Annotated in this window: 13 protein-coding genes; 6 read left to right on the forward strand and 7 right to left on the reverse strand. The window is 69.8% G+C overall.

The window, feature by feature from the left end:
* Positions 1-145 precede the first annotated feature (145 nt).
* The 3 genes from AC1C2U_RS18335 (at position 146) to AC1C2U_RS18345 (ending at position 5936) form a co-directional block, all read left to right on the forward strand.
* Positions 146-1180 carry an agmatine deiminase family protein gene (locus AC1C2U_RS18335; protein WP_495363205.1) on the forward strand — a complete coding sequence of 345 codons (1035 nt, stop codon included), beginning with the start codon at positions 146-148 and terminating at the stop codon, positions 1178-1180.
* Entirely contained in the window at positions 1177-3000 is a 1824-nt protein-coding gene (locus AC1C2U_RS18340; RefSeq protein ID WP_495363206.1) for an amidase, read from the forward strand. The genes AC1C2U_RS18335 and AC1C2U_RS18340 overlap by 4 nt, the downstream gene beginning before the upstream one ends.
* A gap of 101 nt (positions 3001-3101) precedes the next feature.
* A complete protein-coding gene (locus tag AC1C2U_RS18345; protein ID WP_495363208.1) occupies positions 3102-5936 on the forward strand; it encodes a putative Ig domain-containing protein in 2835 nt (944 codons plus the stop codon).
* Between the two features lie 3 nt (positions 5937-5939).
* Here AC1C2U_RS18345 and AC1C2U_RS18350 read toward each other — a convergent pair whose 3' ends face one another.
* Positions 5940-7613: a molybdopterin-dependent oxidoreductase gene (locus tag AC1C2U_RS18350; protein ID WP_495363209.1), complete on the reverse strand. Its 1674-nt coding sequence runs from the start codon at positions 7611-7613 to the stop codon at positions 5940-5942.
* A 123-nt stretch (positions 7614-7736) separates the two neighbouring features.
* Here AC1C2U_RS18350 and AC1C2U_RS18355 point away from each other — a divergent pair, with 123 nt between their 5' ends.
* Both AC1C2U_RS18355 and AC1C2U_RS18360 read left to right on the forward strand, forming a co-directional pair.
* Positions 7737-10079 (forward strand): ATP-binding cassette domain-containing protein, encoded by a 2343-nt coding sequence (locus AC1C2U_RS18355; protein WP_495363210.1) that lies wholly within the window; start codon positions 7737-7739, stop codon positions 10077-10079.
* Positions 10080-10359: 280 nt separating this feature from the next.
* A complete protein-coding gene (locus tag AC1C2U_RS18360; RefSeq protein ID WP_495363211.1) occupies positions 10360-11163 on the forward strand; it encodes an SDR family oxidoreductase in 804 nt (267 codons plus the stop codon).
* A 209-nt stretch (positions 11164-11372) separates the two neighbouring features.
* Here the strand turns inward: AC1C2U_RS18360 and AC1C2U_RS18365 are convergent, their stop codons facing one another.
* From AC1C2U_RS18365 to AC1C2U_RS18385, 5 genes are all read right to left on the reverse strand, one after another.
* Positions 11373-12791, reverse strand: coding sequence for an MFS transporter (locus AC1C2U_RS18365; protein ID WP_495363212.1), 1419 nt, complete (start codon positions 12789-12791; stop codon positions 11373-11375).
* On the reverse strand, positions 12788-14023 hold the full coding sequence (locus AC1C2U_RS18370; protein WP_495363213.1) for a M20 family metallopeptidase: 1236 nt from the start codon (positions 14021-14023) through the stop codon (positions 12788-12790). The genes AC1C2U_RS18365 and AC1C2U_RS18370 overlap by 4 nt, the downstream gene beginning before the upstream one ends.
* A complete protein-coding gene (locus tag AC1C2U_RS18375; protein ID WP_495363283.1) occupies positions 14023-15192 on the reverse strand; it encodes a M24 family metallopeptidase in 1170 nt (389 codons plus the stop codon). Before AC1C2U_RS18375 ends, AC1C2U_RS18370 begins: the two co-directional genes overlap by 1 nt.
* A 101-nt stretch (positions 15193-15293) precedes the next feature.
* Entirely contained in the window at positions 15294-15977 is a 684-nt protein-coding gene (locus AC1C2U_RS18380; protein WP_495363214.1) for an alpha/beta hydrolase family protein, read from the reverse strand.
* 49 nt (positions 15978-16026) lie between these two features.
* On the reverse strand, positions 16027-17151 hold the full coding sequence (locus tag AC1C2U_RS18385) for a DUF2207 domain-containing protein (protein ID WP_495363215.1): 1125 nt from the start codon (positions 17149-17151) through the stop codon (positions 16027-16029).
* 116 nt (positions 17152-17267) lie between these two features.
* Between AC1C2U_RS18385 and AC1C2U_RS18390 the strand changes: the two genes are divergently transcribed.
* Positions 17268-17489, forward strand: coding sequence for a hypothetical protein (locus AC1C2U_RS18390; RefSeq protein WP_495363216.1), 222 nt, complete (start codon positions 17268-17270; stop codon positions 17487-17489).
* Between the two features lie 89 nt (positions 17490-17578).
* On the opposite strand, the gene AC1C2U_RS18395 is transcribed toward AC1C2U_RS18390, so the two are convergent.
* Complete coding sequence (locus AC1C2U_RS18395) at positions 17579-18415, reverse strand: TspO/MBR family protein (protein ID WP_495363217.1); 837 nt, start codon at positions 18413-18415, stop codon at positions 17579-17581.
* Between the last annotated feature and the right edge of the window lie 109 nt (positions 18416-18524).

An 18524-nucleotide genomic window follows, 5' to 3' on the forward strand; every position in this document is an offset into this window, starting at 1 on the left:
TAACCATGGCCGCCGACATCCGGCGCGCGCGCCGACGCGTCCTCCGCGAAGTCGGTCGGATGAATCGCAGACGAACCACGGGCGATCGCGCATGATGGAACAACGGATGCCGCGGCATCCGCTGCCCTGACGACGGAGGTACCGCATGAGCTGGCGCATGCCCGCCGAGACCGCCCTGCACGAGCGCACCTGGATGGCGTTCCCCCGCGAGGGGCTGACCCTCGGCGACGGGGCCGCCGTGCGCGAGGAGGGGTACGCGACCTGGACCGCCGTCGCGCACGCCGTCGCCGAGTTCGAGCCCGTGACGATGGTCGTCGACCCGAGCGAGCTCGCGCGAGCGCGCCGCATGCTGAGCTCGGAGATCGAGTTGCTCGAGGCGCCGCTCGACGAGTTCTGGATGCGCGACTTCGGCCCCACCTTCGTCGTCGATGACGATCTGCCCGGTGTGCTCGGCGCCGTCGACTGGATCTTCAACGGCTGGGGCGCGCCCGAGTGGGCCGAATGGGAGAAGTCGGCCGAGATCGCCCGCTTCGTCGCCGGCCAGGTCGGCGCAGCGCTCGTGAGTTCAGTGCTCGTGAACGAGGGCGGCGGCATCCACGTCGACGGCGAGGGCACGGTGCTCGTCACCGAGACCGTGCAGCTCGACCCGCGTCGCAACCCCTACGCCGACAAGGCCCGCGTCGAGGCCGAGCTCGCACGCACGATCGGCGCGAAGTGCACGGTGTGGCTGCCGCGCGGACTCACTCGCGACTACGACGACTTCGGCACCAACGGGCACGTCGACATCGTCGCGACCATCCCGTCGCCGGGCACGCTCCTGTTGCACGAGCAGCGCAACCCGGAGCACCCCGACCACCAGGTCACACGGATGCTTCGCGCACGGCTCTCCGACACGATGGACGCCGCGGGCCGCAGCTGGAACATCGTCGACCTGCCCGCTCCCGAGACGCTCCGCGATGAAGAGGGCTTCGTCGACTGGAGCTACGTGAACCACCTCGTCGTGAACGACGGCGTCGTCGCGTGCGGTTTCGGTGAAGAGCGAGCGGATGCCGCGGCGCGCGAAATTCTCGAGTCCGTGTATCCCGGGCGCCGGGTCGTGACGGTCGACTCGCGGCCGATCTTCGCCCGCGGCGGCGGCATCCACTGCATCACGCAGCAGCAACCGGCGGTGCCGCGATGAGCGGCGACCCCCGTCCGTCGCTGCCTACTCGACCGGCGAACGGGTTCGACGTCGTCGAGGCATCGATCGCACAGTTGAGGGAGGCGCTCGAGACCGGCGCCGCGACATCCGTCGGCCTCGTCGAGGCCTTCCTCGCGCGCATCGAGGCGTACGACCGGCCAGGCCCTTCGACAAGCTCAGGGACCGCGACGGCGCTGAACGCACTCGTCGTGATGAACCCCGACGCGCTCGCAGAGGCGCGGGCCTCCGACGATCGGCGCGCACGCGGCGAAACCCTCGGGCGGCTCGACGGAATCCCGTACACCGCCAAAGACAGTTACCTCGCTCGAGGCCTCACCGCGGCGGCCGGGTCACCCGCATTCGAGCACCTCGTCGCCCAGCGCGACGCCTTCACGATCGAACGGCTGCGCGCTGCCGGCGCCGTGCTCATCGGCCTCACGAACATGCCGCCCATGGCGAACGGCGGCATGCAGCGCGGACTCTACGGCCGGGCCGAGAGCCCGTACAACGCCGAGTACCTCACGGCAGCGTTCGGTTCGGGCTCATCGAACGGCTCGGGCACCGCGACCGCGGCCTCGTTCGCCGCATTCGGCCTCGGCGAGGAGACCTGGTCGTCGGGCCGGGCGCCCGCCTCGAACAACGCGCTCTGCGCCTACACGCCCTCGCGCGGCGTCATCTCGGTGCGGGGCAACTGGCCTCTCGTGCCCACCATGGACGTCGTCGTGCCGCACACCCGCATCATGGCCGACCTGCTCGAGGTGCTCGACGTCATCGTCGCCGACGACATCGAGACGCGCGGCGACTTCTGGCGGATGCAGCCGTGGGTCGAGCTCCCCGCGGCATCCGCCGTTCGCCCTGCTTCCTACCGCTCGCTGCTGCCGCCCGGTTCCGGCACCGAGTCGCCCGACTCTGCACAGAGTCGGGCCAGTCGGATGCTCGCGGGCAAGCGGTTCGGGGTGCCGCGCATGTACGTGAACGCCGATCCCGACGCGGGCACCGCCGAACCCGGCCGCACGCCCGGCATCGGCGGGTCGACGGGGCAGCGCATCGAGACCCGGGCATCCATCATGGAGCTCTGGCGGGCGGCTCGACGTGACCTCGAGGCCGCGGGTGCCGAGGTCGTGTTCGTGGATTTCCCGGTCGTGTCGAACTACGAGGGCGACCGCCCCGGTGCGCCGACGATTGCGACGCGGGGGCTCGTGAGCCCCGACTACCTGCGGCGCGAGATCGTCGACCTGTCGGCATGGGCGTGGAACGACTTCCTCGAGGCGAACGGCGACCCCGCCCTGCACTCGCTCGTCGACGTCGACGGCTCGCGCATCTTCCCGCATCCAGAGGGCGCGCTGCCCGACCGCTACGCGGGCTTCGACGACGACATCGCCGAGTACCCGGCATGGGCGCGTGCACATCCGGGCGCGACGCTCGCCGACCTGTCCGAGCTCGAGCGCGGCCTGCACGGGCTCGAGCAGACCCGCCGCGTCGACCTCGAAGAGTGGATGGACGGCCTCGGACTCGACGCCGTCGTGTTCCCCGCCGTCGCCGACGTCGGCCCCGCCGACATGGACGTGAACGAGGCATCCGCCGACGCCGGCTGGCGCAACGGGGTGTGGGTCGCGAACGGCAACCTCGTGCCGCGCCACCTCGGCATTCCGACGGTCACGGTGCCGATGGGCACGATGGCGGACATCCGGATGCCGGTAGGCCTGACCTTCGCCGGACGTGCCTACGACGACTCGGCCCTGCTCGAGCTGGCCGCGGCGTTCGAGGCGACGGGTGACCGCCGCACGCCGCCGCCGCGTACCCCGCCGCTCCCTGCATAGCCCGCGGACGCTTGCGCAGCGCGCTGGAATGCCAATAGGATCGTCTCAACCTACTTTGAAACGATTCAACTCTGCACTCCGTCAATGACGATAGGACTGTAATGCGCGAAACTCTGGGCTCGCCCGCCCGCCCGATCGCTTCGTTCGCCCTCACGCTGGCACTCGTCGGCGGGCTCCTGGCGCTCGGGAGCGTCGTACCGGCGTCTGCCGTCGAGCGCGACGCGCCATCCGCTGCGGAGGCCGATGCACCCGCCGACGCGACTGGTGCCGCCGAGGCAGACGAACCTACTGCTGCGGTGGAGGCCGGCGCGCCTGCGGCCGCCGATGCCGACGCTGCGCAGGCCGCCGACGCCGCGACCGGCGTTGCCGCCGCGGCGAACGACGACTGGTTCACCTCGTGGGCGCAGTCGCAGGACCGGCGGTCCGGTATCACGTTCACCAACCAGACCTTCCGCATGATCACCCACCTGAGCCAGGGCGGTGACGCGCTTCGATTCCGGTTCCAGAACCAGTACGGTGCCGCCCCGCTCACAATCGATGCTGCCGCGGTGGCGTTGAGCGCGACGGGTGCGGCGACCGTGCCCGGGACCAATCGGACCCTGGCGTTCGCCGGCCTGCCCAGCGTCACTATTCCGGTCGGCGGCGAGGTCTGGAGCGACACCGTCGAACTCGAGACGACGGCGCAGGATGACATCGCGGTGAGCATGTACGTCATTGCGCCCACGGTGCCGAGCCTGCACAGTTACCCCTACCGCGACAACTACGTCTCAGCCGCAGGGTCGGGAAACCAGGTGACGGATGCATCCGGCGCACCGTTCGCCGAGAAGATGGCCTGGACCTACCTCGTGAGCGCCGTCGACGTGCACAACGCCGATCTGCTCGGCACGGTCGTGCCGTACGGCAGCTCGGTCGTCGACGGCGAGGGCAGCCAGAACTGCGGGCCCGGATGCACCGCGACCGGCACGGATCGTCGCTGGTCGGATGAGTTGGCGCGGCGCATCAACAGCGAGCTCCCGGCCGATGCGCAGCTCGCCGTCGCCAACGCGGGCATCGCCGGCACGACCAGTGCTCCGAGCTGCGCCGGCGGCGGCAACGACGGCGTCAACCGGGTGGAGCGCGACGTGCTCGCACTGCACGGAGTGACCGCGGTCATCTTCTACTACGGCACGAACGACCTGTCGGCGAACTGCAGCAGCGCGACGATCCTCGCGAGCTATCAGAACATCTTCGCGCGGCTCAGGGACGCCGGAATCACCGTGTACGTCACGCCGATCACCCCGCGGCCTTCATATACGACCCAGCAGAACGTCGAGCGGAGCGCCGTCAATGCCTTCGTCAGGAACTCCGGCGACTGCTCGGGCATGTGCGACGGCGTGCTCGACTTCGATGAGGTGCTGAAGGATCCGGCGAGCCCGAACATCATCTTCCCGCCGTACGACACGGGCGACGGCACGCACGCAAACGTCGCGGGTCAGCAGGCCATCGCCAACAGCATCCCGCTGCCGCTCATCGCTTCGTCAGCCCTGCCATCGGGTGACCCGAGGCCGCTGACCAAGACGTTCTCGATCTACGACTTCGAAGACGGATTCCAGGGCTGGCGGGCCGGTGCCGGCGTCGGTGCCGTGGAGTGGGCCAGCAGCTTCGCGAACGGACCGAAGGCGCCGTTCTCGGGAAAGCGGGCGATGGATGCCACTTCGGCCGCCGTACCCGCGGACGCGATGCGATCGGTGTTCGTCGAGCCGCCGCATCCGCTCGATCTCGGTCGGGCGACCGAACTGGTGGCGCACATCGATTCGTGGGGCGGACTGGGCGGCAACACCAGCTACGAGGCGACGGTCACGCTCACCGGCGTGGATGGCGACGAGCTCACCGAGACCGTTCCGATGTCGACCGACACCTGGAACGAACTCTCACTCGACGTGTCCGACTGGGCTGCGCGCAGTGCGGTGAGCCGAATCGAGATCGGGTTCCGTGCGCTCGGCACGTCGAGGATCTGGGTGCCGCACTTCCAGATCGACGACGTCACCTGGAACGCCGGCCCCCTGATCACCTCGGACGCGCCGGTTGGGGCGACCGTGGGTTCGGCGTACTCGTTCACCGTCGTCGCCACCGGCAACCCGGCTCCGGCGTTCTCGATCGCCGAAGGGGCACTGCCCGAGGGGCTGACCCTCGATGCGACCACGGGCGTCATCTCGGGAACCCCTACCTCGGCAGGGGCCGCGACCTTCACCGTGACCGCAGGCAACGGCGTCGGAACGGATGCGACGGCCGAATACACGATCACCGTCGATGGCGCTCCGGCCGCGCCGGCGATCACCACGACCGCGCCCGGGACGGCGACCGTCGGCACGGCCTACTCGTTCACGGTGGCGGCGACCGGCTACCCCGCGCCGACGTTCTCGGCGACGAGCCGAGTCGTGGCGACGGCATCGACGGCCTCGGCGGCATCGACGGCCTCGGCGATGGCAATGCCGGCGGCCACGGCCACGGTCACGGCCACGGCCGCAGTCGCGGTCACGGATGCCGCGACTCTCGCAGCACCGCCTACCGCACCGCTCGCGGCGGGCGATGAAGTGCTGCCGCCAGGGCTGAGCCTCGACGCCAGCACGGGCGTCATCTCGGGTACGCCGACGGAAGTGGGAACGACCGCGTTCACGGTGGTCGCCGGAAACGGCGTCGGCGAAGATGCGTCGGCCGACTTCGAGATCACCGTGCTCGCCGCCGCCGTGGCCGACCCGGAGCCCGCAGCACCGAACACCTCCGCCGACGATGCATTGACGCCTTTGGCGCAAACCGGTTTCGAGCTCGTGTCGATGGCTGCGGTCGCCGCGATCGTCATGGTGCTCGGCGCCGGACTGCTGCTCGTGCGTCGTCGTCGGAGTTCGGTGGGAACGGTCACGTCCGGAGCCCGCGATGCCGACGAGTCCGGGCGGTGACGCTCAGCGCACCTCGACGGTGATCTCGTCGAGGCCCGTCGCGCCGTCGGGTACGACCCCTTGGCGCTTCGCGGTCTGCACCTCGCCGTCGGCGCCGAGGGCTCGTACGCGCACGGTGTGCGAGCCCGCCGCGGCATCCGGCCACTGAAAACGCCACTGCACCCACGTGTCGTCCGAGATCGCGGTGGCGAGATCGGCTGCGCGCCAGTCGCCGTCGTCGATCTGCACCTCGACGCCCTCGACACCGACGTGCTGGTACCACGCGACTCCGGCGAGCACGGCCGAGCCGGCCGACACCGACTGCCCCGGGCGCGGCACGTCGATGCGGGACTGCAGTTTGATGGGCCCGCGCTCGCTCCAGCCGCGATCGGTCCAATAGGCGGATGCCGCGTCGAACCGCGTCACCTCGAGGTCGACGACCCATTTCGTCGCCGAGACGTAGCCGTAGAGTCCGGGCACGACCATGCGCACCGGGAAGCCGTGCTCGGCGGGCAGCGGCTCGCCGTTCATGCCGACGGCGAGGATCGCGTTGCGGTCGTCGGTGAGCGCCGCGATCGGCGTCGACGCCGTGAACCCGTCGACGCTGCGCGAGAGCACCATGTCGGCATCCGCGGTCGGCGCCGCGCGCGCGAGCAGCTCGCGGATCGGGTAGCCGAGCCACACCGCGTTGCCGATGAGCCCGCCGCCGACCTCGTTTGAGACGCATGCGAGCGTCGTGATGCTCTCGTCGAGAGGCAGCGCGAGCAGCTCGTCCCACGTGATCGTGACCTCGTGCTCGACCATGCCGTGGATGCGCAGGCTCCAGCCGGCCGGGTCGACGGCGGGCACCGCGAGGGCGGTGTCGATGCGGTAGAACTCGGCGTTCGGCGTGATCACGGGGGCCAGGCCGTCGAGGCCGAGCTCGGCGCCGGCAGGCACGGCCGCAGTGGTCACGGGCTTCGGCAGGGTGATCGCGTCGCGCACCGCGGTCACCGCGCGCGTGCCGGCCTGCAGTGCGTAGCCGCCGAGTGCCGCGAGCGCGCCGAGCGCCACAGCGCCGCCGGTCCAGGCGAGGAAGCGGCGGCGGTCGAGTTCTGAGGGTTGAGGAGCGACGAAGAAGCGTCTCGAAACCTCCTCGCTCGTATCGGGGGTTTCGAGACGGCGCTGGCGCGCCTCCTCAACCCGCGGTGTTTCGGGCAAGGCGGGCGAGGCATCGAGACGGCGCTGGCGCGCCTCCTCAACCAGCTGTGTTCCCGGGAGTCGTCGCACGAGCAGCCGCAGTGCGATCACCGCCGCGATCGCCGCGAGGGCCGACGGCGCGATCGCGAGCATCGGCGCGTTCGCGCGGGTTGAGGCTGCGGCCGCGCCGACCACGCCGATGAGTCCGACGAGCACCTGGCCCCACGGCGGCCGGCGGGCCTCGAGCACTCCCGAAGCGCCGGCGGCGGCGAGCAGCACGAGCCCGATGCCGACGAGCAGCGCTGCCTTGTCGCCCGTGCCGAACAGGCCGATCGCGGCATCCTTCGCCCAGCCGGGCGCGAGATCGATGAGGAGCGCCCCGACCACGACGAACGGACTCGAGGCCGGCGCGAGCACAGCGGCGGCGAGTTCGCCGACCCCCGCTCCGAAGGCGACGGATGCCACACCGGCCGCAGCAGGCAGCAACCAGCCGCGCGCGCGGCCGGTCGTCTCTGGCATGCGCACAGCGTACGCGCGTCACACGCGCGGCGGCTGTACGCGGCATCCGCTCGCCCGGATGTCACCGCCTCGTGTCAGAATCATGAGTTGCGGGCGCCGGCTCGCGCCGAGGGGAGCAGCCGCATGACCGCGACCGACCAGAGCGCCACTGGGGACACCGCCCATGGGCACGGCACCACCGGGCACACCGCCACTCGGCACAGCGCCGATGCCCACGACGTCATCCAGGTGCGCGGGGCGCACGAGAACAACCTCAAGGGCATCTCGCTCGACATTCCCAAGCGGCGGCTCAGCGTGTTCACGGGCGTCTCCGGATCGGGCAAGTCGAGCCTCGTGTTCGGCACCATCGCGGCCGAGTCGCAGCGCCTCATCAACGAGACGTACTCCACGTTCATCCAGGGGTTCATGACCACGCAGCCGCGGCCCGAGGTCGACAGCCTGCGCAACGTCTCTGCCGCGATCATCGTCGATCAAGAGCGCATGGGCGCGAACTCGCGGTCGACGGTCGGCACGGCGACCGACGCCTACGCGCTGCTGCGCATCCTGTTCTCCCGGCTCGGGCAGCCCTACGTCGGTCCGAGCTTCCACTTCAGCTTCAACGTGCCCGCCGGCATGTGCCCGAGGTGCGAGGGCGTGGGCGAGGTCAACGACCTCGACCTCGACGAGATCTTCGACCGCGACAAGTCGCTCGCCGAGGGCGCGATCACGATTCCGGGCTACACGGCCGACGGGTGGATGGTGCGCATCTACTCCGAGTCGGGCTTCGTCGACCCCGAGAAGAAGATCCGCGACTACTCCGAGGGCGAACTGCACGACTTCCTCTACAAGGAGTCCGTCAAGGTCAAGGTGCAGGGCATCAACATGACCTACGAGGGCCTCGTGCTCAAGCTGCAGAAGAGCCTGCTCGCGAAGGACCGCGACGCGATGCAGCCGCACATCCGTGCGTTCGTCGATCGTGCGGTGACCTACACGGCGTGCCCCGAGTGCGGTGGCGCGCGCCTCAACCAAGAGGCCCTCTCGTCGAAGATCAAGGGCATCAACATCGCGGATGCCTCGTCGATGCAGATCTCGGATCTCGCCGCGTGGATCGCCGACATCGACGACCCGAGCGTGGCGCCGCTCATCGCGAACCTGCGGCAGAACGTCGACTCGTTCGTCGAGATCGGCCTCGGCTACCTGAGCCTCGATCGACCTTCCGGCACCCTCTCCGGCGGCGAGGCGCAGCGCGTCAAGATGATCCGGCACATCGGGTCGGCGCTCACCGACGTCACCTACGTGTTCGACGAGCCCACGGTCGGGCTGCACCCCCACGACATCCAGCGCATGAACCGGCTGCTGCTGCAGCTGCGCGACAAGGGCAACACCGTGCTCGTCGTCGAACACAAGCCCGAGGTCATCGAGATCGCCGACCACATCGTCGACCTCGGCCCGGGCGCCGGATCCATGGGCGGGCAGATCTGCTTCGAGGGCGACCTCGCGGGGCTGCGCGCCTCCTACACGCTCACCGGCCGGCACCTCGACCATCGGGCGAAGCTCCGTGACGAGGTGCGGGCGGCATCCGGCGCACTCGAGATCCGGGGCGCCCGCCAGCACAACCTCACCGGGGTCGACGTCGACGTGCCGCTCGGGGTGCTCACGGTCGTCACGGGCGTGGCAGGGTCGGGCAAGTCGTCGCTCATCCACGGCAACGTGCCGAGGCGCGACCAGGTCGTCGTCGTCGACCAGTCGCCGATCCGCGGCTCGATCCGCTCGAACCCGGCCACCTACACGGGGCTGCTCGACACGATCCGCAAGGCCTTCGCGAAAGAGAACGGCGTCAAGCCCGCGCTCTTCAGCGCGAACTCCGAGGGCGCTTGCCCCAACTGCAAGGGCATCGGGCTCGTGTTCGTCGAACTCGGCCCGATGTCGACCGTCTCGAGTGTGTGTGAAGAATGCGGCGGCAAGCGGTTCACCGCCGAGGTGCTCGAGTATCGCCTCAACGGCCTGAACATCGCCGAGGTGCTCGCGCTCTCGGTCGACGCGGCGCTCGAGTACCTCACCGAGAGGTCCGCGCGGGCGATCCTGCAGCGACTCTCCGACGTCGGGCTCGGCTATCTCGGCCTCGGGCAGGCGCTCAACACCCTGTCGGGCGGCGAACGTCAGCGTTTGAAGCTCGCGATCAGCATGGCGAAGTCGGGCACGGTCTACGTGCTCGACGAGCCGACGACGGGCTTGCACCTGGCCGACGTCGACCGCCTGCTCGCGCTGCTCGATCGCCTCGTCGACGACGGCAATTCGGTCATCGTCATCGAGCACCACCAGGCCGTCATGGCGCACGCCGACTGGATCATCGACCTCGGCCCCGGTGCCGGGCGCGATGGTGGGCGCATCGTCTTCGAGGGCACGCCCCGGGCGCTCGTCGAGGCCGCGGCCACCGACGCCGCGACGCTCACGGGCACACACCTGCGGGAGTACGTCGGCGCTTGAGCGCGATCCCGGCTGGTCGACCCCTGCGGGTTGAGGCGGCCGCTTGCGGCCGTCTCGAACCCCCGCGAACGAGCAAGCGGGTCTCGAGACGCGTCCTCCTTTGCGGAGGCCGAAGGTGCATGAGTCTCGGCGCGGTCGTCAGTCGAGCGGCGACACCCACCGCAGGCCTGGGAACCGCGCGAAGTCGCGACGTCGCGAAGCAGCGCGGACTTCACAGCCTGGAATCAGGTCGATCTGCTCTTCAAGCGGGCGGTGTCAGACCAGGCGTAGCGTCGAAGACATGAGCAAAAGAACCTACGTCATCACCGGAGCAGGATCCGGCATCGGGGCGGCCGCGGCCGCCCTCCTCACCGAGCGCGGCCACCGCGTGATCGGCGTCGACCTGAAGGGGGCCGACATCACTGCCGACCTCTCGAAGCCCGAGGGCAGGGCGGATGCCGCGGCGGCGGTCGTCGAGGCATCCGGCGGGCAGATCGATGCGGTCATCGCAGCGGCCGGCATCTCCGCGCCGATTCCGCTGACCGTGGCCGTCAACTTCTTCGGCGTCACCGGGTTCCTCGACGCGCTCGCGCCGACGCTCGCGAACGCCGACGCGCCGCGCATCGCGGTGGTCAGCTCGATGGCGAGCTTGCAGCCGAACTCGCCCGAGCTCGTCGACGCGTTGCTCGCGGGCGATGAGGCGAAGGCGCTCGAGATCGGCGCAGCACTCGCCGCGCAGGGGCCCGAGGCCGGCTACCTCAACTACCCCTCGTCGAAGCGTGCGCTCAGTCGTTGGGTGCGCCGCGAGTCGATCGCGCCGCGCTACGCGCGAGCCGGGATCCCGGTGAACGCCGTCGCTCCGGGCACCGTCGTGACACCGATGACGGCGTCGCTCCTCGCGACGGAGGAGGGCAGGGCGATGGTCGACGGCGCCGTGCCGATGCCGCTCAACGGGCACTCCGACGCTGTCGTGATCGCCCGATTGCTCGCGTGGCTCACGAGTGAGGAGAACACGCACGTGACCGGCCAGACGATCTATATCGACGGCGGTGCCGACGCCTCGATCCGCGGCGACGACATCTGGAGCTGGGCCGCCCCGAGCTGATCCCCGCCGCGCGCGGCGTCGGGCACGCGCGACGCAGCGTCGAGCCGACGGGTTCAGCCGGACTCAGCCCTCAGGCGGACTCAGCCCTCAGGCGGACTCAGCCCTCAGGCCGGACTCAGCCCTCAGGCCGGACTCAGCCCTCAGGGTGGGCGCGCACGAACGCTCGGGGCAGACGGCCGATTCGAACGGGTGACCGTGAGCGTGTATTCCTAGGCGTGCACCTTGCCGACGAGCACCTCTCCGCGCGCGATGCGCGCCTGGTCGTCATCACCGGGAACCACACCACCGCGAAGCGAGCGGCCGGCGGTCTCGTTGAACGTCAGCACCGCGAGGAACCCGATGATGCCCGCGACGGTCAGGTAGACGCCCGGTACGAGGTTCGAGCCGGTCGCATCGATGAGGGCCTGGTTGGCGAGGCCGGCTGTGCCGCCGAGGATCGACGTCGCGATGTTGTAACCGAGCGCGAATCCGGCGAAGCGCACGGGCGTCGGGAACAACGCGGGAAGTGTCGCCGAGATGTTGCAGAGCAGCATCACGAGGAACAGCCCGAAGATCGAGATGCCGACGAACTGCAGCCCGAGGTTTCCGGTGTCGAGCAGCACCACGGCCGGGATCGACAGCAGGATGAAGCCGGCAGAGGCCACGAGCAGCAACGGTCGCCGGCCGATGCGGTCGGTGAGCGCCCCGAACGGCACGATCACGGCCATCATCGCGAGTTGCACGGCGACCAGCATGAGCCCCGAGGTCGTGGCATCCATATCGAGCGAGTTGGTCAGGTAGGTCGGCATGTACGTGAGCACCGTGTAGAACGCGACGTTGATGAGCACGACGAGGCCCATGATCTTCAGCAGTTGCTTCGGCTGGGTGCGCAGCAGGTTGACGAGGGTCTGCCACGCGCTCGTGCTCGTGTCCTTCCGGTGCGCCTCCTCGAACGTCTCCGACTCGCGCAGCGACGAGCGCATGTACAACGCGATGGCGCCGAGGGGGAGACAGATGAGGAACGGGATGCGCCATCCCCAGTCCGCCATGAACTCCTCGCCGAGCGTGAACTGCATCACCGTGACGAGGATCGCCGCCGCTGAGAACCCGAGCAGCGTGCCGAACTCGAGGAACGACCCCCAGAATCCGCGTCGGTTGTCCGGCGCGTGCTCGGCCATGTAGACGGCCGCGCCCGCATACTCGCCGCCTGCCGAGAAGCCCTGGATGATGCGAAGCGTGAAGAGCAGGACGGGCGCCCACCAGCCGATCACGTCGAACGTCGGCAGCAGGCCGATGCACGCGGTCGAGATCGAGATGAGCGAGATGGTGAATACGAGCACCTTCTGCCGTCCGATCCGGTCGCCCAGCGGGCCGAGCACCGCACCGCCGATGGGCCGCACGAGGAAGGACACCGCGAAGCCGAAGAGGGTCCAGAGCAGAGCGTTCTCGGTGTCGCCGAAGATCTGGCTGCTCAGGTACCCCGTGAGGTAGCCGTAGATCCCGTAGTCGAACCATTCGATGGCGTTGCCGGCCATCGCCCCCAGGACGGCCTTCTTCACCGTCTTCTGCTGGATGGGGGTGAGATCGATCTGGCGGGTGATGGGTGGCGGATCGGCGTGCTCGCTGGGTGAAGCGCTGTGGTCGGTCATTCGGTCTCCTTGCTCGTCGATGCGTGCGTGGGGAACACCGGGGAGATGCGGTCGTCGGCGAGCGAGAGCATCAGGCGCGCATAGGCGCGGGCCGCGGTGCCGAGGTCGTGGATCGCCACGGATTCATCTGGCTGGTGCGCCTGCCCCGCGACATCCCCGGGGCCCATGATGACGGTCGGCACGCCATGGTGCGCATGCATGAAGCCGCCCTCGCAGGCAGCGGTCCACGCCTCGATGCCTGAATCGCGCCGTTCGCTCGTCAGAGACGCCACGACACTGGCGACGAGTGGGTGCTCCACTGCCGTCTCGAATCCGGGCATCTCCATAAGAGTGCGCACCACCACGGTCGAGCCGTCGACGGATGCCTCCGCTGCCAGCTGCTCGAGCAGGAGGTGGGCGTCGGCCGCCCGCTCACCGGGCATCAGCCGCCGATCCACGAGCAGGGTGCACTGGTCGGGCACGATCGACGTGCCGTGCCCGCCCTCGATCCGGCCCACGTTCCAGGTGCCCGATCCGAGGCGACCCGCGGCGGATGCGCGCATGCGCCGGTGGTCGTCGCCGATCCGTTCGACCAGGCGGGCTGCGATCGCGATGGCGCTCACCCCGTCTTCGGGCCGCCCGGCGTGGGCCGCCCGCCCGCGGATCTCGATCTCGAAGTTGGCGGCACCGCGACAGGCGACGACGACGGCAAGGTCGGTCGGCTCGGCGACGACGCAGGCCCAGTACGGTTGCGGCGCTGCGCTCTCGAGGTAGGCGAGGATTCCGGTCGCGAGGTCCTCTTCGTCGACGGTGACGATCAGCTCGACGGGGAGGTCGGGCCTCACGGATGCGACCGCCCCCATCGCCTGCAGCACGCAGGCGAGGCCGCCCTTCATGTCGGCTGCGCCCCGGCCGATGATCCTGCCGTCCGCGATTCGCGGAGTGAACGGGTAGCCGCTCCACCCGTCGCCGCCCGGCACGACATCGGAGTGACCGAGAAAGAGGATTCCCGGTTCGTCGGGGCCGATGGTGATCGAGAGATTCGAGCGGCCGGGCGCGACCTCGGTGTGTCTCGTGCGCATTCCGAGCCGTGAAGCGATGCCCTCGAGCATCCGCACCGCCTGGATCTCGGTGCCGCCGGGGTTCTCGCTCGCCGCGACGATGAGCGAGGCGGTGTCGGCGACGATCGTCGCATCGTCGATCAGCGCCATCACGGCGTCGACCTGCGGGTTCCCGCCTGTCTCGTTGTTCATCAGGGTGCCGCCTTCACAATCAGCTTTCGCGGCGCATCCGTGAAGATCTCGATGCCGTCGCCCGTGATCGCGATGGACTCGCTGAGCTCGCAGCCGTAGTCGCGCATCCACATGCCGGCGATGACGTGGAAGCACATGCCGGCCTCGAGCACGGTGTCGTCGTCGTCGCGGATGCTCACGGTGCGCTCTCCCCAGTCGGGCGGGTAGCCGATGCCGATGGAATAGCCGAGACGTGACGCTTTCGAGAGCCCGTTCCGGGCGAGCAGGGCGGCCCAGCCGCCGACGACGTCGCGCACGCTCACACCGGGTCGCATGGCACCGAGCACGAGATCGAGCCCTTCCGCGGTGATCCCGGCCACCCGGTCGAGCTCGCGTGAGGGGCGCCCGAGGGAGACGGTGCGCGCGAGCGGCGCGTGGTAGCGGCGATGCACGCCGGCGAGTTCGAGCGAGACGCCCTCGTTCGATGCGAATCGGCGCGCGCTCCAGGTGAGGTGCGGGGTGTCGGCGGATTCTCCGGTCGGAATGAGGGGGACGATCGCCGCGTAGTCGCCTTCGGCGCCTTCGACACCTCTGGCCTGTGCAGCCTGGATGGCGGCGGCGACGTCGTGCTGCGGCGCACCGACCCGCACGGCATCGATGCCGGCGGCCATCGCGGCGCTCGCGTTGCGACCTGCCGAGCGCATGAGCGCCAGCTCGGCCGGCGACTTGACGAGCCGCACCCAGCCGATCAGGTCGAGGTCGTCGTCGAAGCGCCACTCGGGAATCCGTCGCGACAGGGCCGCGAACGATCGCGGGGTGAAGAAGTGGGCCTCGCCTTCGTAGCCGACGCGCATCGGCACGGCGTGGCCGCGTTCTCGCAACCGGTCGGCCGCCCAGTCGAACGGATGCCGGTCGGGGCGATGCACGAGGTCTTCGGGGTATCCGAGGATCTGCTCGGCGGTCAGGGCGGCGGTGCGATGGGCGCCGACGGCGTCCATGTGTCGGGTGATGAGCAGCACCTCGCCGACGGCCGGCACGAACAGCAGTTGCGGCATGTAGAACGACCACGCGTCGTAGCCGGTGAGGTAGTGGATGTTGGCGGGATCCACGACGACGAGGGCGTCGAACGCGTGATCGCGCATTCGTGCCCTGGTGGCGGTGATTCGGTCGGCGAATTCTTCGATCGTAATGACTCCCCGGGTCTCGAGGCCGCCTCACATCAGCGTGCCGCGACCCGATCGGTGGCCACCACTCTACGGGCCGTCGTTCGCCGCACTGCGAGGCTCGCGCGTCATTCCCGTGCGCGCACGAACGCGGCGACCTGCACGGCGAGAGCAGCGCCGATCTCGTCGGCCGGGCGCTTGCGGCCCTTCACTTCGAACGTGTGGTTCGCGTCGTCGATCCAGTCGAGCGTCGCGTTCGGTCCGATGCGACGTACGACGTCGTCGAGTTGCTCGTTGGGCTTGGCGAACGGGTCGTTCCGCCCCTGCAGGAAGAGCATCGGCACGGTGATGCCGGGCAGGTGCTCGTCGCGCGGCTTCTCGGGCTTGCCCGGCGCGTGCAGCGGGTAGCCGAGGAAGACGAGCCCGGCCACGGCCATGCCTTCGGCGACGGCCATCGACGCCATGCGACCGCCGAACGACTTGCCCGCCGCCCAGATCGGCTCGCCCGGTCGCCCGTCGGCGGTCGTGCGTGCGGCCGCGGCATCCGTCACCGCGCGCCACGTCGCGATCGCGACCGGCGGCCGGTCGGGGAACCGCCGCCCCGCTTCGCGGTACGGGAAGTTGAACCGCAGCGTCGCGAACCCGCTCTCGTTCAGCGCCCGCGTGAACCCGATCATGAACGGATGCTCCATGCCGGTACCCGCTCCGTGGGCGACGACGATCGTGGCCGTCGGTGCCGGCGGGCGCGCCGAGACCGCCGACACGGGTGTGCCGTCGACATCGACGGTGATGGATTCGTCCGCGGCGGTCATGTCTCCATGGTGCCGCATCGGCCCGCGCCCTCGCGCTACGAACTGAGCGCTACGAACTGAACAGTTCGAACAAGTTGCCGACGCCGTCGACGACGTTGCCTGCGTCGTCGGTGAGGTCGCCGAGCGACGCGGTCAGTTCGACGACATTGCCAGCGGCTTCGATGGCGAGGGCGATGTCGCCCGTGACGTCGACGAGTCCGCCGAGCGTGTCGAAGTTGCTCGGCCCGAGCTCGGCGTACTCGAGCTTCAGCTTGGCGATCCAATCGCGTTCGAGCCCGAAGATCACGGCGTAGGGCAGCAGCCGCTCGTGGAGGTGGAAGCGGGCTGCAGCCGAGGGGCCGGCCGCAGGCGTGCCGCGTGCAGGAATCGGGGCGGCGGCCTGCGACGACCCGGGTGTCTCCGCGGCGGCCGGCGCAGCGGCATCCGTCGCCCGCAGCTCTGCACCACTCGGCGACTGCAGCACCTGCAGCCGTTTCGCCTCGACGAGCGCGATGTACTGCCGGAGCCCCGCCAAGTGCTCGCGTCGGGGAGTCGCAGCGGGGAGGAACTTGCGCCACGACGATGGGGTCACGAAGATCGTCGCGATGGTCGCGACGACGGCGACGAGCGTCGCGATGAGCGCCGGCCAGTCGCCGTCGATGATCGTGAAGACGAGGAAGAGCACCTCGACGAGCATGCCGAGATAGGCGAGAACGGTGAGCGTGACGCCCGGCCACGTGACGCGGCGTTCGGCGACGAGTCCCTCGCGGGCGAGTGCGTGCTCCGTGTTCAGCAGCAGGCTCTTCATTCGACCAGCGAGTGCGCGGCGGTCGGAGGAGAAGCGGCGCACACGCGTGTGGGTGTGCTCTGGGCCGAACAGCCCTTCGAGCAGCGCCGTCTCTTCGGCGGTGAGCACGACGTTCGGCGCGAGCTCCACCCCGATGGGGTTTCGCTTTCCCTCGCCTGCGAGGAGGCGCACCTTGCGTTTCACGGCCAGGTCGATGAGGGCAGCGGATGGCGCGCGCCGATCGGCGCCGACGAGCAGCGCGTCTCGCAGCACCGTGGAGCCGCGTTCCGGGGTGTACTGCACCACCCGCTGCGTCACCCGTTGCGCGGCGACGGCGCGCGCGACGAGACCCAGCCCGAGGATGAGGAACGCGGGCACGATCCCGATCACGAAGACGGCAGTCAGCACGCGCTCAGTCTAGGGATCCGAGCGGCCTGCTCGGGAGACGCGTCGGAGCGAACCGCTCGTGGCGACGCGCGTACGCGTTCCGAGCGATGTCGGCGGCCGGGCGTACCGTGACTGCCATGACGAAGCAGATGCAGCACAACGCACCGCACCTGGTGATCGACGAGCCGTGTCCGCGCTGCGACTCCCTCGCGGTGCGCGCGATCGTCTACGGCCCGCTCGACTTCGAGGTCGAGGCGGCCGATGTCGCAGGCGCCCTCTCGCTCGATGATTCGCCCATCTTCGACTGCCGCGAGTGCGGGTTCGAGTGGGGCGCCGCTGTGCGCGACCTGCTCGGCTGAAGTCGGCCTGGCGCCCCGGCGTGGCGAGCGTCTCCAGCGCGATGAAGGCCGACATCGCGATGAAGAGGCGGAGCGGCCAATGCTGCGGGTCAGGCCGTGCTCGCCGCGCCGACCGCACGCGCACGTGAGTCACCGCTCGCGATGCGAGCCCACACCGTCGCGATGACGACGGCGACCACGGCGACGATCGCCGCGATGCCGGTCATCGTCGACTCCGGTTCATCGGTCAGGCGAGCGATCGCGACCCAGGAGAGCCCCCAGCCGAGCGCGAGGGTCGGCGCGATCCGGCCGCGGTCCCACACCGCGAGTGCGACGCCGATGATGCCGGCGAGTGAAATGACGGCGACCGACCAGGCTTCGGGCGCGATGCCCCAGCCGTCGAAACCGGCTGCGACGAGTGCGGCGGTGATGTTCGCGGCGGTGGCGACGCAGACCCAACCCAGGTAGAGGCCGATCGTGCCGTCGGTCACGATGCCGTCGACCGTCGAGGTCGGCGGCACGGAGCGGCAGACGCGGAAGGCGATGATCAGCACGACCAGCAGCAGGGCGATGACCGGCACGCTCAGCCACAGCAGGTCGAACTGGATGCTGAGGATCCATGCTGCGTTCAGCAGCAATGACGCGGCGATCGGGTAACCGAGGCGGCGGTGCCGCTGCGCTTCCCGCTGCGACGGGAGGAACTGCCAGACGGCATACGCGGCGAGTCCGAGGTAGATGAGCGTCCAGATCGCGAACGCGCTGCCCCCTGGCGCGATGAGTGTGGCGTCCGCCGCGAGCGCCCCGCCCGCGGCATCCTGAATGGGAGTTCCGCCGGCGGCGCCTGACCCGATGAAGGAGCCGATCACCGCCAGAACGGCGCTCACCGCCACGGTGATCTGTCGCACCAGGTCGTTGGGCGTCGCCCCCGTCGTCGCCGATGTCATCATCATCTGCTCCTCCCGTCGTCTGCTGGATCTCGGTCGAATTGGTCCCAGCATAGAACGACGGATCTCGCACCGCGTCGAACTTCCGATTGATGCGTGCAGGTTCTCGATG

It is taken from the genome of Agromyces sp. Y575 (assembly GCF_059445445.1).

Coding starts and splice junctions, on each gene's coding strand:
- AC1C2U_RS18345 (WP_495363208.1), top strand. CDS start 3,102: ATGCGCGAAACTCTGGGCTCGCCCGCCCGCCCGATCGCTTCGTTCGCC.
- AC1C2U_RS18380 (WP_495363214.1), bottom strand. CDS start 15,977: ATGACCGCCGCGGACGAATCCATCACCGTCGATGTCGACGGCACACCC.
- AC1C2U_RS18390 (WP_495363216.1), top strand. CDS start 17,268: ATGACGAAGCAGATGCAGCACAACGCACCGCACCTGGTGATCGACGAG.
- AC1C2U_RS18395 (WP_495363217.1), bottom strand. CDS start 18,415: ATGATGACATCGGCGACGACGGGGGCGACGCCCAACGACCTGGTGCGA.
- AC1C2U_RS18355 (WP_495363210.1), top strand. CDS start 7,737: ATGACCGCGACCGACCAGAGCGCCACTGGGGACACCGCCCATGGGCAC.
- AC1C2U_RS18365 (WP_495363212.1), bottom strand. CDS start 12,791: ATGACCGACCACAGCGCTTCACCCAGCGAGCACGCCGATCCGCCACCC.
- AC1C2U_RS18335 (WP_495363205.1), top strand. CDS start 146: ATGAGCTGGCGCATGCCCGCCGAGACCGCCCTGCACGAGCGCACCTGG.
- AC1C2U_RS18370 (WP_495363213.1), bottom strand. CDS start 14,023: ATGAACAACGAGACAGGCGGGAACCCGCAGGTCGACGCCGTGATGGCG.
- AC1C2U_RS18350 (WP_495363209.1), bottom strand. CDS start 7,613: ATGCCAGAGACGACCGGCCGCGCGCGCGGCTGGTTGCTGCCTGCTGCG.
- AC1C2U_RS18340 (WP_495363206.1), top strand. CDS start 1,177: ATGAGCGGCGACCCCCGTCCGTCGCTGCCTACTCGACCGGCGAACGGG.
- AC1C2U_RS18360 (WP_495363211.1), top strand. CDS start 10,360: ATGAGCAAAAGAACCTACGTCATCACCGGAGCAGGATCCGGCATCGGG.